General features: G+C 41.1%; 13 protein-coding genes. 11 read left to right on the forward strand and 2 right to left on the reverse strand.

Annotation, left to right across the window (positions count from 1 at the left end):
• Positions 1-22: 22 nt before the first annotated feature.
• The 6 genes from gpmI (at position 23) to LJE11_RS03415 (ending at position 7,751) form a co-directional block, all read left to right on the forward strand.
• Positions 23-1,564, forward strand: coding sequence for a 2,3-bisphosphoglycerate-independent phosphoglycerate mutase (gene gpmI / locus LJE11_RS03390; protein WP_055057372.1), 1,542 nt, complete (start codon positions 23-25; stop codon positions 1,562-1,564).
• Positions 1,565-1,809: 245 nt separating this feature from the next.
• Positions 1,810-3,150, forward strand: a complete 1,341-nt coding sequence (locus tag LJE11_RS03395) for an MATE family efflux transporter (protein WP_055057371.1) — start codon at positions 1,810-1,812, stop codon at positions 3,148-3,150.
• Between the two features lie 295 nt (positions 3,151-3,445).
• Positions 3,446-5,011, forward strand: coding sequence for a L,D-transpeptidase family protein (locus tag LJE11_RS03400; RefSeq protein WP_055057370.1), 1,566 nt, complete (start codon positions 3,446-3,448; stop codon positions 5,009-5,011).
• 176 nt (positions 5,012-5,187) lie between these two features.
• Positions 5,188-5,484, forward strand: coding sequence for a DUF3784 domain-containing protein (locus LJE11_RS03405; protein WP_022381021.1), 297 nt, complete (start codon positions 5,188-5,190; stop codon positions 5,482-5,484).
• Positions 5,485-5,679: 195 nt separating this feature from the next.
• The gene (mutY, locus tag LJE11_RS03410; protein WP_022381020.1) at positions 5,680-6,738 is read left to right on the forward strand and encodes an A/G-specific adenine glycosylase; all 1,059 of its coding nucleotides are present in this window, start codon (positions 5,680-5,682) and stop codon (positions 6,736-6,738) included.
• Positions 6,735-7,751: a glycosyltransferase family 2 protein gene (locus tag LJE11_RS03415; protein ID WP_022381019.1), complete on the forward strand. Its 1,017-nt coding sequence runs from the start codon at positions 6,735-6,737 to the stop codon at positions 7,749-7,751. Before mutY ends, LJE11_RS03415 begins: the two co-directional genes overlap by 4 nt.
• Before the next feature lie 128 nt (positions 7,752-7,879).
• Here the strand turns inward: LJE11_RS03415 and LJE11_RS03420 are convergent, their stop codons facing one another.
• Positions 7,880-8,563 carry a phosphatase PAP2 family protein gene (locus LJE11_RS03420; RefSeq protein WP_022381018.1) on the reverse strand — a complete coding sequence of 228 codons (684 nt, stop codon included), beginning with the start codon at positions 8,561-8,563 and terminating at the stop codon, positions 7,880-7,882.
• 305 nt (positions 8,564-8,868) lie between these two features.
• On the opposite strand from LJE11_RS03420, the gene LJE11_RS03425 reads away from it, so the two are divergent.
• The 5 genes from LJE11_RS03425 (at position 8,869) to LJE11_RS03445 (ending at position 13,931) form a co-directional block, all read left to right on the forward strand.
• Positions 8,869-9,537, forward strand: coding sequence for a response regulator transcription factor (locus tag LJE11_RS03425; RefSeq protein ID WP_022381017.1), 669 nt, complete (start codon positions 8,869-8,871; stop codon positions 9,535-9,537).
• Between the two features lie 211 nt (positions 9,538-9,748).
• A complete protein-coding gene (locus LJE11_RS03430; protein WP_022381016.1) occupies positions 9,749-11,953 on the forward strand; it encodes a DNA topoisomerase III in 2,205 nt (734 codons plus the stop codon).
• Between the two features lie 102 nt (positions 11,954-12,055).
• A complete protein-coding gene (locus LJE11_RS03435) occupies positions 12,056-12,433 on the forward strand; it encodes a DUF6483 family protein (RefSeq protein WP_008704036.1) in 378 nt (125 codons plus the stop codon).
• 22 nt (positions 12,434-12,455) lie between these two features.
• On the forward strand, positions 12,456-13,124 hold the full coding sequence (locus LJE11_RS03440) for a YkgJ family cysteine cluster protein (RefSeq protein WP_025580046.1): 669 nt from the start codon (positions 12,456-12,458) through the stop codon (positions 13,122-13,124).
• A gap of 9 nt (positions 13,125-13,133) precedes the next feature.
• Entirely contained in the window at positions 13,134-13,931 is a 798-nt protein-coding gene (locus LJE11_RS03445; protein WP_008704032.1) for a helix-turn-helix domain-containing protein, read from the forward strand.
• A gap of 97 nt (positions 13,932-14,028) precedes the next feature.
• Here the strand turns inward: LJE11_RS03445 and LJE11_RS03450 are convergent, their stop codons facing one another.
• The gene (locus tag LJE11_RS03450; RefSeq protein WP_118593109.1) at positions 14,029-16,440 is read right to left on the reverse strand and encodes a GH36-type glycosyl hydrolase domain-containing protein; all 2,412 of its coding nucleotides are present in this window, start codon (positions 16,438-16,440) and stop codon (positions 14,029-14,031) included.
• Positions 16,441-16,463 lie beyond the last annotated feature (23 nt).

The raw sequence follows: 16,463 nt of genomic DNA on the forward strand, positions 1-16,463 counted from the left end.
ATAAACATAAAAGGAGAACATTATGAGCAAAAAACCAACCGTATTAATGATTCTTGATGGATATGGTCTGAATGACAAAAAGGAAGGAAACGCTGTATATCTGGCTAAAACACCGGTTATGGACAAGCTGATGGCAGAATATCCATTTGTAAAAGGAAACGCAAGCGGACTGGCAGTAGGTCTTCCGGACGGACAGATGGGTAATTCTGAAGTAGGACATATGAATATGGGCGCAGGCCGTATCGTATATCAGGAACTTACCAGAATCACAAAAGAAATCCAGGACGGTGATTTCTTTAAGAATGAAGCTCTTCTTGCAGCAATGAAGAACGCAAAAGAGAATAATTCTGCAGTACATTTCATGGGACTTCTTTCTGATGGTGGTGTGCACAGTCATAATACACATCTTTATGGATTACTTGAGATGGCTAAGAGAGAGGGCGTTGAGAAGGTTTACGTACATTGTTTCCTTGACGGTCGTGACACACCTCCTGCATCAGGTAAAGAGTTTGTAGAGGCTCTTGAAGCAGAGATGAAGAAGATCGGTGTAGGTGAGATTGCTACTGTTTCCGGACGTTACTATGCGATGGATCGTGATAACCGCTGGGATCGTGTAGAACTGGCATATAATGCTCTTACATCAGGAGAAGGCGTAAAAGGAACAGATGCCCCGGCAGCAGTTCAGGCTTCCTATGATAATGATAAGACAGATGAGTTTGTTCTTCCTACAGTTATCGAGAAAGACGGACAGCCGACAGGTGTTGTATCTGATAAAGATTCTGTTGTATTCTTTAACTTCCGTCCTGACCGCGCACGTGAGATCACAAGAGCATTCTGTGATGATGATTTCCAGGGATTTGAAAGAAAAGCAAGACCACAGGTTACTTTCGTATGCTTTACAGATTACGATGATACCATTCAGAATAAACAGGTTGCATTCCACAAGGTTCAGCTTCACAATACATTTGGCGAGTATCTTGCAGCGCACAATATGACTCAGGCGCGTATTGCTGAAACAGAGAAATATGCACATGTTACATTCTTCTTCAATGGCGGTGTGGAAGAGCCGAACAAAGGAGAGGACAGAATCCTGGTTAAATCTCCGAAGGTTGCAACTTACGATCTTCAGCCGGAAATGAGTGCACCTCAGGTTTGCGGAAAACTGGTAGATGCGATCAAATCTGACAAATATGATGTGATTGTGATTAACTTTGCAAACCCGGATATGGTTGGACATACAGGCGTACAGGAAGCTGCCATCAAAGCAGTGGAAACTGTTGATGAATGTGTTGGCAAAGCAGTAGAGGCTCTTAAAGAAGTGGACGGACAGATGTTTATCTGTGCTGACCATGGAAATGCAGAACAGCTGATCGACTATGAGACAGGTGCTCCGTGGACTGCACATACAACAAATCCTGTACCATTCATTCTTGTAAATGCAGATCCGAAATACACACTGCGCGAGAACGGATGTCTTGCAGATATCGTTCCTACACTGATCCAGCTTATGGGAATGGAACAGCCTGTAGAAATGACAGGAAAATCTCTTCTTGTAGAGAAATAATATAATACAAAAACTGTGAGAACTGCTTGGCAGACATCAGCAGTTCGTGATATTGACGAAACCCTCTGACACAAATCAGAGGGTTTTTTGTCTGTTTTTGGTGATTATGTAGAAAATCATGGAATTAAAAAACACATCTTGAAATGGAAAAAATTTTCAACTATAATCGCTCTGATATCTGATAAAACAGATGTCGGAAACAGTAAATAAAGAGGATTAAAAAAGGATTGGGAGGGTTTATTGGAATGCAGACAGACATGACAGTTGGGAAACCAATGAAGATGATACTTGACTTTACGATACCTGTATTTATAGGTAATGTATTCCAGCAGTTTTACAACATGGCAGATGCCATAATCGTAGGAAAATTTGTAGGAACAAAAGGGCTGGCAGCGGTTGGTTCAACAGGAACGATCATGTTTCTGATCATAGGTTTTCTTACGGGACTGACAGCCGGTTTTACAGTTCTGACCTCACAGAAATTCGGTGCGGGAAAGATGGATGAGATGCGCCAGTCAGTGGGAAATGCGGCGTTACTTTCAATTATCATATCGGTTATAATGACGGCTGTCAGTATGGTGGGGATGCACTCGCTTCTGACATTAATGCATACACCGGAGGATATTTTTCAGGATGCATATATCTACATTATGATCATATGCGGAGGTATTTTTGCACAGGTATTATATAATATCCTGGCCAGTATTCTGAGAGCACTGGGAAACAGTAAGACACCATTGTATTTTCTGATTCTGGCGGCACTTTTGAATATAGTACTTGACCTGGTGTTTATTATTGTTTTCCATATGGGAGTTGCAGGGGCTGCCTGGGCGACGATCACAGCACAGGGAGTATCCGGAGTGCTCTGTCTGATTTATATTATAAAATACGTACCGGAATTGAGACTGAAGGCGGATGACTGGAGATTTCGTTCAGAGATTGCCAAAAAAGAAATTCTTGTGGGCATTCCCATGGGACTGCAGTATTCCATCACTGCGATCGGAACCATGATGGTACAGTCTGCGCTGAATATTCTTGGTTCCTATGCAGTAGCGGCATTTACGGCAGGAAATAAGATTGAGAATATTTTTACCCAGGCATATGTTGCAATCGGAACAACAATGGCAACATATAATGCACAGAATATAGGAGCACGTAAACTGGACAGAGTCAGACAGGGATTTAACAGTGCGCATATTATAGGAATTACCTATGCTATTGTTACAGGTGTGATCATTTTCTTCTTTGGCAAATATCTGTCTTATCTGTTTATTTCAGATAATGCCGCAGAAGTCATTCCTATGGTTGATACTTATGTGAAATGCGTGGCAGTATTTTTCATACCACTTCACTTTGTCAATGCGCTCAGGAATGGTATCCAGGGTATGGGATACGGACTGCTTCCAATGCTTGCCGGTGTTGCAGAACTGGCAGGACGTGGAATCACTGCCATGATTGCGGCAGCTCATAAGAGTTACTTTGGAGCATGTATGGCCAGTCCGATGGCATGGGTGCTTGCAGGAGGACTTCTGATCATCATGTATTTCTATGTGATGAAGGATATGAAACGCAGACTTGGCCTGTAAAAATAAGAAAAATCACAAGGGATTTGCCAAAGAAAACATTTTTCGGGGATATTACCTGCAAACAGTAATAAAAAATGAGAAAAAGGTGAATAGTAGGTGCAAATTGGAAGAATTATGTTATAATGAAACATGCAGCGCAGGTTTATGTGATCAGTACATAAATTCTGTGTATTGTGAAGCGTATTATTAAGAATTATAGCAAGCCTCTTAATTAACCGAATCAACAGTAATATGATTCAAAAGTAATAGGCTTCAGGAAAAATGAACGGTAACATTTATGTTGAGGAGAAAATAGATGGGCAACAAAGAGGAAAAAAACAACACAGTCCCAAATGGCAGTAAGGAAACAACTGGCAGACGCCATAAATCCGCAAGACCGGGGAGAATTTCGTATGTACCGATCAATGATGAAGATCTTGCACCTTATGAACCACCTGTCCGAAAGAAGCATAAAGGATTGAAGATTACAGGAATCGCAGTGGCAATGGTTATTGTAAGCACCGGAGCTGCATATGCGGGTATGTCATATTATTATTCGGATAAATTCTTTGAAGGAACATCGATCAATGGTATTGACTGTTCGGGTAAAACTGCTTATGAGGCAGAACAGAAGATTGCGAAGACAGTAGAGAACTATTCCATAGAGGTTGATTCCAGAAATCTGGATCCGCAGACGATCAGCGGAGATCAGATCGGCTATAGTTATGTTTCTGATGGAAGTGTTCTGAAACTTTTGAAAGATCAGAAACCTTATGAATGGATCAGAGGTTTTTTTGAAAAGAAGAGCTATACAGCCGCTGAGAACACGACTTACGATAAAGAAAAGCTGAAAAAACAGGTGAAGGCACTTAACTGTGCACAGAAAGAGAATCAGGTAGCTCCTGAGAATGCATATGTCGCATATGGAGATTCGCAGTTTGAGATTGTTCCGGAGACAGAGGGAAGTAAGCTGGATTTGAAAAATGCTTATAACGTGCTTTCGGAAGCTGTTTCGGGAAATAAAACTTCGGTTGATTTCGACAGTGAGCCGGACGTGTATGTAAAAGCAGATATTACCAGCGACAATCCGGATCTGCAGGCGTCTCTTAATGCATGTAACAATTTCACAAAAGCAAGCATTACGTATACTTTTGGAGATGAAACGGAAACCCTGGATGGAAATACGATCAAGGACTGGCTGAATTTTGATGAAAAAGGACAGCTGATCATGGATGATACATCTTTCAGACAGCACATCGCAGATTATGTGGCGCAGCTTGCAGCGGCCCATGATACGGTGGGAACTGAAAGAGAGTTCCAGACAACAAGTGGGAGAACTGTCAGTGTATACGGTTCTGCATATGGATGGCAGATAGACCAGGTTTCAGAGGTTGCACAGCTGACACAGGAAATCCAGTCAGGGACACAGACAACCAGAGAGCCGGTTTATTCTATGACAGCCAATGCACATGGTTACAATGATATAGGAAATACTTATATTGAAGTGGATCTGTCCGAACAGCATATGTATTTCTACCAGAACGGAGAAGATATCTTTGAGTCAGATATTGTTTCCGGTGATATGAGATATTCTGACCGTCAGACTCCGGCCGGTATTTATACGATTTATTATAAGAAGAGCCCGGATGTGCTCAGAGGTAAACAGCTGGCAAATGGTAAATACGAATATGAACAGCCGGTAACGTACTGGATGCCGTTTAATGGCGGTATTGGTTTCCATGATGCAAACTGGCAGCCATACTTTGGTGGAGATCGTTTCATGGAAGGCGGTTCGCATGGATGTATCAATATGCCGCCGGAGAAAGCAGCAGAACTTTATAATATTATTGACTGCAATATTCCAATCGTATGTTTCTATTAATATTGATCAGGAATTACTTTTCTGTAATCTTTTAATTGGAGGCATTGAACAGTTTTCTGAAAAATAAAAACAGGTATGGATATTCCGGGATCATTGTATGCGAAACAATAGTCCCGGATTTCTATAAAAAGAAAAAAGGTTCTGTATGGTAAAATGCAGAAAGAAAGGGGAAGGTTATGAATTTTGATTCTTTAAACATCATACTGACAATTGCCGCTTTCATAGTAGGAATAATGCTTCTGACAGGACATGGGGATATTTTCCTGAAAGGTGGAAACTCGGACATCAGTAAGAAGCTTTATGATGAAGAGAAGATGGCAAAAGCAAGTGGAGTTGCGCTTATTTTGATTGGCGTTGTTTCTGCTATAGATCTTTTTACTACAGCACTGGCCTTTAAAATAGCTTACATAGCAGCACTTCTGATCATTATTGTCGGGCTTGTGTGTTATTTGAAATTAAAATGTAAAAAATAATGAATAAGACAAGAAGGATCGAGATACGGTAAAATGTGTACGGTCCTTTTTATTTTTATGTATTAGCGTTTTTTTCTGTTTTGTGATAAAATGACATACAGGCCAAAATCCAATTGCCACAGGTAATCTGAAATGAATTTTGGCGGCGTTACTGAGAATGGAGTGAACAGTAAATAAACGAGGAAAAGATAAATTATGGTACTTGAAGAGATTGTGCGGCCTCTGGTAAAATGGTACAGGGATAATAAGAGGATTCTTCCATGGAGAGATAAGGACAATGCTTATTATACATGGGTGTCGGAGATTATGCTGCAGCAAACCAGAGTGGAGGCAGTGAAACCCTATTTTCAGAGATTTATCACAGAACTCCCGGATATTCAGTCACTGGCGGAATGTCCTGAAGAGAAACTTCTGAAGTTATGGGAGGGACTGGGATATTATAACCGCGTTCGGAACATGCAGGAAGCGGCGAAAACTGTAAAAGATGAATATAATGGCAGACTGCCTGAAGATTATCAGGCGCTTTTGTCGTTAAAGGGAATAGGAAGTTATACAGCCGGTGCCATTGCATCGATCGCATATGGGGAAAAGGTTCCGGCTGTAGACGGGAATGTACTGCGTGTGATTTCCAGAATTACAGAGAGTACGGAAGACATCAGCCGGCAGTCTGTCCGCAGAAAAATAGAACAGCAGGTTTCGCAGATCATGCCCTCAGATTGTCCGGGAGACTTTAATCAGGCACTGATGGAACTGGGAGCTGTGATATGTGTTCCCAACGGTCAGGCGAAATGTGCAGAATGTCCGATTGCATTTACCTGTCTGGCTCACAGACATGATAAAGCGGATATGATTCCTGTAAAAGCACCTAAGAAAGCCAGAACACAGGACAACAGGACTGTGTTTATCATTCAGGACGGAGAATGCACAGCTATCAGGAAAAGACCTGAGAAAGGACTTTTGGCAGGCTTATATGAACTGCCAAATATTCAGGGACATTTAAAAAGCGAAGATGCGCTTTTGTACGTAAAAGAGTTGGGACTTGATCCATTATATATAGAAGAACTTCCGCCTGCGAAACATATTTTCTCCCATATTGAATGGAGAATGCAGGCATACAGAATAAAGGTATCATCCCTAAAGACAACACAGGATAAAGAACTCATTTTTGTAAGTAAAGAACAGTCAGGTAAACAATACGCAATTCCATCTGCTTTTGGAGCGTATGCAAAGTATATCAAGGAGGAAACAAGATGAAACTGTTAAGTATTGCGATTCCATGTTATAATTCCCAGGATTATATGGAGAGTTGTATAGAGTCATTACTGGTGGGAGGAGAAGAAGTAGAGATTCTTATAGTAGATGACGGATCTTCTGACAGAACTGCTGAGATTGCAGATGACTATGCCAGGAAATATCCGACAATTGTAAAGGCAATCCATCAGGAAAATGGTGGTCATGGAGAAGCTGTCAATGCAGGGATCAGAAATGCTACAGGATTGTATTTCAAGGTAGTGGACAGTGATGACTGGGTAAATAAAGAAGCGTATGTACAGATTTTGAAAACTTTATATGAACTGCTCAGAGGTCCACAGACAGTTGACCTTCTGATCAGTAATTTTGTATATGAGAAACAGGGCGCAACCCGTAAGAAAATCATGCAGTACCGCAAATGCCTGCCGCAGGACAGAATATTTGGATGGGAAGAAGTGAAACACATGCCGAAAGGTAAATATCTTCTGATGCACTCCATGATCTATCGTACAAAACTGCTTCATGAATGCAATCTGGAACTGCCGAAGCATACATTTTATGTAGACAATCTATTTGCTTTTGAACCTCTTCCGTATGTAAAGAATCTGTATTATCTGGATGTGAATTTCTACCGTTATTTTATCGGGAGAGATGACCAGTCTGTAAATGAGAAAGTGATGATCAAACGTATTGACCAGCAGATCCGGGTAAACAAACTCATGGTAGATGCATATATCAACTGTAAAAATACAAATAAGCAGTTGAAAGCGTATATGTTCAGCTATCTGGATATTATTACAACTATTTCTTCCATTATGCTGATACGTGCCAATACAGAAGAGTCCCTTCAGAAGAAGAAAGAACTTCTGGAATATATCAGGACAGAGAATAAACAGGTATACAGAAAACTGCGTCACAGTCTTTTCGGAAGAGTCATGAACCTTCCGGGAAGAGGTGGAAGAAAAATGTCAGTGGCAGCCTACAAAATCAGCCAGAAATTCTATGGATTTAACTGATGCGTAAAAGCTTCACATCCGGATATCGGTTTTGGGAAAATATTTTATGAAATTGTTATAACTGTAAAAAAGCAGAATCTCTGAAAGACAAAAATGTACTTCAAAGATTCTGCTTTTTTTAAATCTTTCTAATTCTCGCTCTTTTTTCTCTTTACTTCTCTAAAGCAGACAGATTCAGAAGAAACGGAAACTCTTCTCGGATAAAAAACCAGAAAGCCAAACAATGCAAGTGTTGCACCCATGCATACATCAATCACAGAATGCTGTTTCAGGAACATGGTGGACATGATGATCAGCGCGGTCAGGGTAAAGGATGCTGCTTTTATAAATTTTTTATTTCGCAGTGTTTCGCAGTTTGTAAGCGACATATGGATTGCAAGAGAGTTGAACACATGAATGCTGGGCAGGATATTCGTAGGAGTATCTGTACTGTACAGCCATTTTACTATATCTGTGAAGATATTGTCTCTTGGAAATTCGGTCGGACGTATGTGCTGAGCATTTGGATAAACATAGGAAACAATCAGGAAAACAGTCATTCCCATCATAAGATTAAATGCCAGCTGATAGTATTCATGTTTGTTTTTGTTAAAAAATATAAAATAAATCACAGCCAGAATCATGTATGGAAACCACAGCATATAAGGAACGATAAAGAACTCACAAAATGGAATCCAGTCATCAAATACTGTATGTACGATATGATAGCTGTGAACCGGTCTGTGCTCCAGGTAACTGAAGAGCAGGATATAAATGATGCTGTAAACAGCAATCACAAGTCCATGCCGGTATTTGGAAATAAAACGTTTCAAAATTTCACCTTCTTTGGAGAATTATTTCATACCATACCATATCATAACATCTTCATACTGCTTTTACAAATAAATTTTCTCATAAAGTATATAAAAATTTTATAAAAAAATTCTCAATAAAGTGTAGCGTTTTACAAAGTTTTAACATAAAGCAGAACAAAGATTTTACGGCTTTTTATTATACTGATATCAACTGAGCCGGAGAAATTATAGTGATTTTCGAAAATGTCATGTTGTTTCCGGAGATTGTATACTGGTTTCGGCTTATGGCATTCAGCAAATAATTGTAAATGGAGAACAAAAAAATGATATATTTGGTAGAAGATGATGAGAGTATACGTGAACTGGTGATTTATACATTGAAAAGTCAGGGATTTGAAGCAAAAGGATTTGAAAGACCTTCTCACTTCTGGAAAGCCATGGAAAAGGAAGAACCTGCACTTTTGCTCCTTGATGTGATGCTGCCGGAAGAGGATGGGATTTCCATATTGAAGAAATTGCGTATGCGTCCGGATACACGTAAACTTCCTATTATCATGCTGACAGCAAAAAGCAGTGAATATGATACAGTGGTAGGTCTTGACAGCGGGGCAGATGACTATATTCCAAAACCATTCCGCATGATGGAACTGATCTCAAGGATCCGCGCATTATTAAGAAGAGCAGAAGATGACGGCGCAGAAGAATATCAGACAGGAAACCTTTATGTCTGCCCTTCCAGACATATTGCAACTGTAGATAAAAAGAATGTAAATCTTACATTAAAAGAATATGAAGTATTATGTCTGCTTCTGAAAAACAGCGGAACTGTACTTTCCAGAACCCAGCTTCTGAATCAGGTCTGGGGGTATGAATTCGACGGAGAGAGCAGAACCGTTGATGTACATATCCGAACACTGAGACAAAAACTGGGAAGTGCCGGTGAGCTGGTGGAGACAGTTCGCGGAGTCGGATATAAAATTAATATGAAATAAAGTTAAAGAATAACTGGAAACAGGAATTTATCTATGCTATACTTTTAAATATGAGAATTGCAGGAGTTGCAAAGAGCAAAGCAAAATAGCTTTTGATCCTGACATCTTAAATATAAGCAGATGCCAAAAATAAATGGACAGCTGCCCGAAATCAACGGTCAGGGATATCAGAAACCCTGACTGTAGATTTTTATAAGGAGTTATTTATTTTATGAAATCATTAGTAATAGCAGAGAAACCTTCTGTTGCCAGAGATATTGCCAGAGTACTTCACTGTACACAGAAAGGAAATGGTACTCTTGAGGGAAAAGATTACGTAGTCACCTGGGCACTTGGACACCTTGTTACGCTGGCAGATCCTGAGGAATACGATAAGAAGTATATGAAATGGGAAATATCCACACTTCCCATGATGCCGGATCGAATGAAGCTGGTAGTTATTCGACAGACCGGTAAACAGTACAATGCAGTAAAAACGCAGCTGTACAGAAAAGACATAAACGATATTATAATAGCCACAGATGCCGGAAGAGAAGGTGAACTGGTAGCCCGCTGGATTCTTGACAAAGCGGACTGTCATAAACCAATCCGCAGACTGTGGATTTCTTCAGTTACAGACAAAGCTATCAAAGAAGGATTCGGAAATCTGAAAAACGGACATGAGTATGATAATCTGTACAGAGCAGCTGTGGCAAGAGCGGAAGCTGACTGGCTGGTGGGAATGAACGGTACAAGGGCACTTACCTGTAAATATAATGCCCAGCTTTCCTGCGGGCGTGTACAGACTCCTACACTGGCGATGATTGCGAAACGGGAAGAAGAGATACGGGCATTTAAGCCGAAGGAATATTACGGAATCACCCTGAAAGCAGGTGATATCACCTGGACATGGAAGGAACCAAAGAGTAAGAGCTTCAGAACTTTTAATAAAGAACGGGCAGAGGAGATTTCCGATGTTCTCAGAAATCAGTCTTTGGAAGTAACTTCCGTAACCAGCAAAGAGAAAAAATCCTTTGCACCGGGTTTGTATGACCTGACCACACTGCAGAGAGAGGCAAATCGGAAATATGGATATTCTGCAAAGCAGACTCTGAATATCATGCAGCGTCTGTATGAGAATCACAAAGTACTCACTTATCCGAGGACAGATTCCAGATATATTGGAAAGGATATTGTTCCTACAATTAAAGAACGACTGAGAGCCTGCGCAACAGGACCGTACAGAAAACCGGCAGGCGCACTGATGAATCAGCCTGTTCGTGCAAATGGAAGTTTTGTGGATGATAAAAAGGTCAGCGACCATCATGCAATTATCCCTACGGAGCAGTTTGTGCAGCTTGACCATATGACAAATGAAGAACGTAAGATTTACGATATGGTAGTTCGCAGATTCCTCAGTGTGCTGTATCCGCCTTTTGTTTATGAACAGGTGAGCATGGAGGGAATTGTTGCTGGAGAACTTTTTGCTGCCAGCGGGAAAGTTGTAAAAAGTGCCGGATGGAAAGATGTGTATGAAAATACGGACGACACTGAAGAGGATGAGGATACTGCTGACGATGCACAGAAATTGAAAGATCAGAAGCTTCCACAGATGAAGAAAGGTGAGAGACTGCATATAGAGAATGTATCCATGAATACAGGCAGGACAAAGCCACCTGCAAGATTCACAGAAGCAACGCTTCTTGCAGCAATGGAGAATCCGGTGCGCTATATGGAGAGTCATGATACAAAGGCAGCGAAAACTCTCGGTGAGACAGGTGGTCTGGGGACTGTTGCCACAAGGGCCGATATTATTGAGAAATTGTTTAACAGCTTTCTGATGGAGAAAAAAGGCAATGAAATCCATCTGACCTCCAAGGCAAAGCAGCTTCTGGAACTGGTACCCGAGGAACTGCGCAAGCCGGAACTGACCGCAGACTGGGAGATGAAGCTTGGAAATATTGCAAAAGGTAAAATGAAACAGGAAACCTTCCTGAAAGAAATCAGAAACTATACCTGTGACATTGTAGATGAGATCAAAACCGGACAGGGAACCTTCAGGCATGATAATCTTACAAACAAAATCTGCCCGAACTGCGGAAAGAAGCTTCTGGCAGTGAATGGAAAGAATGCAAAAATGCTTGTATGTCAGGACAGAGAGTGCGGTTATAAAGAAACCCTGTCCAGAACTACCAATGCCCGTTGTCCCAAGTGTCATAAACGTATGGAAATGTATGTGAAAGGTAAGGAAGAGACATTTATCTGTGCCTGCGGCTATAAAGAAAAGCTCTCTGCTTTTCAGGCGAGAAGAGCCAAAGAGGGAGCAGGAGTCAATAAGCGTGAGGTTCAAAAATATATGAGACAGCAGCAGAAAGAAGCCAAGGAGCCGGTGAATAATGCATTTGCACAGGCACTGGCAGGATTAAAACTGGAATAACTATATCACTCTCTTGTCTGCGAATCCGCATTCTATGCGATGGGTATAGTTATTTACGAAACGATGTACCAGGTAAAATAAAAAAGAAGGGAAGATAATATTATGGCAGTACAGGATGATCATATGATAAGAAATATTCAGGACGTAGGAAGACTGATCGCGAAGCTTCTGCTTCATGAGCAGCAGCCCAATTACAAACTTCCGGAGAAGGAAGCAGATTACACAGAGGCAGACCGGCTTTTTGCTACAATTATGAAACTGGCAGAAGAAGGCAAGATCAATGAAGCAGAAAACGAATTATATATGGGTATGGTAGAAGATGATGTAGACTATCTGGAACTGGCACTGACCTTTTATCTGTATCTGAATGATATGGATGGAGATTTCCTGGATGATAACGGATATTCAAGGGAGGAAGTTTTGGAAGGTATGAAAGATCTTGCTTCAGACTGGGGTGTTACAGGATTAGAGGCTTTTTGAGAGAAAGGAAAAAGCATAGCATATGCGCAGAGAACAGACACTGGAAGAGATTTCGGATGGTAAATTATATGATTCTAATGATATGGTAAAGGCAGACTGCCATGACTGTGAAGGCTGCTGTGACTGTTGTCAGGGAATGGGAGATTCTGTGCTCCTGGATCCATATGATGTATACAGATTGTCGGCAGGATTACAGAAATCAGCAGAGCAGCTTTTACAGGAATATCTGGAACTGGGAGTGACAGATGGAAATATCCTTCCGCATCTTCGGATGACAGGAGTGAAGGAACAGTGTATATTCCTTAACAGTGAAGGACGCTGTCACATCCACTCTATTCGGCCGGGATTCTGCAGATTATTCCCGCTGGGAAGATTCTACGAGAATGGCAGTTTTAAATATATTCTTCAGATTCACGAATGTCCTAAAACAAACCGCAGTAAGATCAAGGTAAAGAAGTGGGTGGACACACCGGATCTGAAAAAATATGAGAAATTTGTAAATGACTGGCATTATTTTCTGCTGGATGTGCAGGAAGTACTGTACAATGCTGAGGATCCAGATCTGATCAGAAATCTGAACCTCTTTGTGGTGAACAGATTCTATCTCAAACCATATGATCAAAATCAGGATTTCTACATACAGTTTTATGAGAGACTGAAAGAAGGAAAAGAATTGCTGGCATTGGCGTAGGAGAGACATATGAGTTATCAGAACGAATGGCTTCTTTTTGAGGCAGAAGATGAGTTTGATGAAATTAAGCACAGAGAACCGACAGAGGAATTATTGTTCTATCGTGCAGTTGCAAGTGGAGATATAAAAACTGTTAAGAAGAATTGTGAACGGCAGAGATTTACAGAGTGTGATGGTGTGGGAGTACTGTCAAAGAATGCGGTCACAAATATGAAATATCATTTTGTTATCACTACCGCAATGATAACCAGACTCTGTAAACAAAATGGAATGGAGATGGAACAGGCATTTCGCTTGAGTGATTTTTATATTCAAAAGCTGGATGGCATTCATACAGTAGAAGAGGTTCAGAGCCTTCATGATGAGATGGTGATGGATTATACTGAAAAAATGCGCAGATATTTCAGAGACAACACTTATTCTAAACATATCAACGCAAGTAAAGAATACATTTATTCTCATATCAAAGAACGAATTACAATAGAAGATCTTGCAGATTCACTTGGAGTATCTGCGAGCTATCTCTCCAGATTATTTAAAAAAGAAACAGGAATATCGGTCAGTGCCTATATCCGCAGACAGAAGATAGAAATGGCGAAAAATCTTTTGCAGTACAGTGATTATCCGATCATTGAGATTGCAAACCGTCTTTCCTTTTCTTCCCAGAGCCATTTCATCCAGCAGTTTAGGGAAGTTACGGGAATGACACCGGGCAAATACAGGGATGAACATTATATGATACACTGGGATATAGAAAAAGAACTTTGTGTCGCATCAGAGTCGGAACTGAAAAAAGAACAGGATTAATCAAAATATTAAGATAAGTAAAACAGGCGGCTAGCTTACAGGGAATATAAATTTTCTGTAAGTCGGCCGCTTATTTTCATCTGGTAATATCGGGAGATTAAAGAGTTAATATGACTTCGTTCTTATCCTGAAGAAGTTTTTCAGGAATATAATTATCTGCTAATTTCTGTCCGTTAAGAACCAGACTGCAGCAGCCAGATTCTTTTTCGTTTGGATTTTCTACAGAGATATGAAGCTGTTTTCCACGGAAAACTTTCTCAATCTCAAAGTGTTTCCAGCTTTTTGGCACAGAAGGAGACAGTCGAAGTCCTTCAAGATCAGGGCGAAGCCCGAGGATACCTTCCACACATCCTACCATTACAGTAGAAGCAGTTCCTGTCAGCCAGTGAACATGAGAGCGTCCAAAGTGTTTGCTTGCTTTTCCCTCTGTGAACTGACCATAGCAGTATGGCTCAAGACGACGGATTTCGGCACAGTCATTCTGCGCAGCAGGAGAATTTTCCATAAAATAGGTAAAAGCACGTTCTCCATGACCGCGGAGTGCTTCAGCAAGAATCAGCCAGCCCTGGGATTGGGAGAAAATACCGGAGTTTTCTTTGGTACCCTGATTATAGATAACTGCCAGTGCACCATCGAAAGCATGTGCATGGTAAGGAGGATCCATAAGGATTGCGCCATATTCCGTATTCAGACGTTCATATACATTATTTAGTGCTGCGTCTCCCTGTTCCGGGGTAGCAAGACCACTGATAACTGCCCAGCTCTGAGGATTCAGCCACATATTTGCTTCAGGAGCAGCAGCTTCACCGATTCTTTCTCCTGATTCTGTATAACCACGTACGAAGCGGTCGTTATCCCAGCACAGTTCCTGAACTTTTTCGCCAAATGCTTTCTGAGTTTCTTCAAGATACTGTACATATTCTGTATCTTTTTTATATTCGGCAAAGATTTTCAGGATTGTCATTGCATAATAGAACTGTAAAGCAACAAAAGAAGATTCTCCGTTTGCACCCAGACGGAGACAGTCATTCCAGTCTGCATAAAGTCCGGCGGGCATTCCGTGAGGTCCAAGGTGATCAAGGGAGAAGGCAACTGCACGTTTCAGATGCTCGTATACAGTAGCTTCTTCTTTGTTGGCAAAAGGAATCACTTCATCAAGAAAAGCAGTGTTTCCGGTTTCTGAAATATATTTATATACAGTTGGGAAAAGCCATAATGCATCATCTGCACGGTAAGCCGGATGGCCGGTTTCCTGTACATAAGAAGCATCATCCGGAGTATCTTCTTTTCCAGGTGTGTGAGTAAACTTGACAAGAGGGAGTCCGCCACCGTTATTTACCTGCGCAGACAGCATGAAACGAATCTTTTCCAGTGCCATTTCCGGTGCCAGATGGATGATTCCCTGAATATCCTGTACAGTATCTCTGTATCCGTATCCATTTCTGAGTCCACAGTAAATGAAGGAAGCTGCACGGGACCAGATGAAAGTCATAAAACAGTTGTATGCGTTCCAGGTATTAATCATAGTATCAAATTCCGGACTTGGAGTGCTGACTTTAAGATTATCAAGCTTACTGTTCCAGTCAGCTTTTAATGCTTCCAGTTCTTCTGCTACAGTTGGAGCCGGATTTTCGTAACATCTGATTACTTCAGCAGCTTCAGATGACGGTTTCATTCCAAGAAGAAAAGCAATTGTTCTGGTTTCACCTGCTTTAAGAGTTATTTTGCAGGAGAGAGCACCACAGGAGTTTTCATTATAGCTTGTCTTATCACCAAGATCACCACAGACAATACCTTCAGGGTTTCCATATCCATGGTAACTTCCGAGAAATTCATTTTTGTCCCCACAGTAAGAAGAAACCTCAGCACCTGCAAGTCCAAAGAAACGTTCTGTCACATTTTTCTCATCTACATTCTCATTTTCAGGAATTGCATCAAGATTTCCATGAATCTGCTGAGTAATTCTGTTTCCTTCGAACAGTGTACGAGAAATAAAAAGAGAGTACTGTAAATTAACCTGATCCTGTTCGTAATTGCTGTGGTTGGTAAACTCTGCATATCCGCTGAGAGTCAGGTTCCTTTCGTGATCAGAATGATTGGTCACAGATAATGCCCATACTTCATAACTTTTTCCAAGAGGAACATAGTAAAGGGCTTCTGAGTGAATATCGCTGTAGTCGGCAGAAATTTTTGTATAACCGATTCCGTGACGGCATTCGCTCTTATACTGAGCCAGATCTTTGCCTGCAGGCTGCCAGGATGCAGACCAGAAGTCTGATGATCTGTCATCGCGAATGTAAATGTAACGTCCCGGCTGGTCAAAGTTATTAAAAACATAGCGCAGGATACGTCCGTTTGCACCGGATTTTGCAAAACTGTAGCCCCCTGCATTATTGGAAATGATTGCACCGTACTCCGGGGAACCCAGATAGTTTACCCATGGTGCAGGTGTTGCCGGATTAGTAATCACGTATTCTCGGTTTTCATTGTCAAAATATCCGTATTTCATATAGTAAATCCTTTCTGTTAGAA

The organism is Blautia sp. DFI.1.216, from assembly GCF_020594215.1.
Lineage (GTDB): Bacteria > Bacillota > Clostridia > Lachnospirales > Lachnospiraceae > Blautia_A > Blautia_A wexlerae.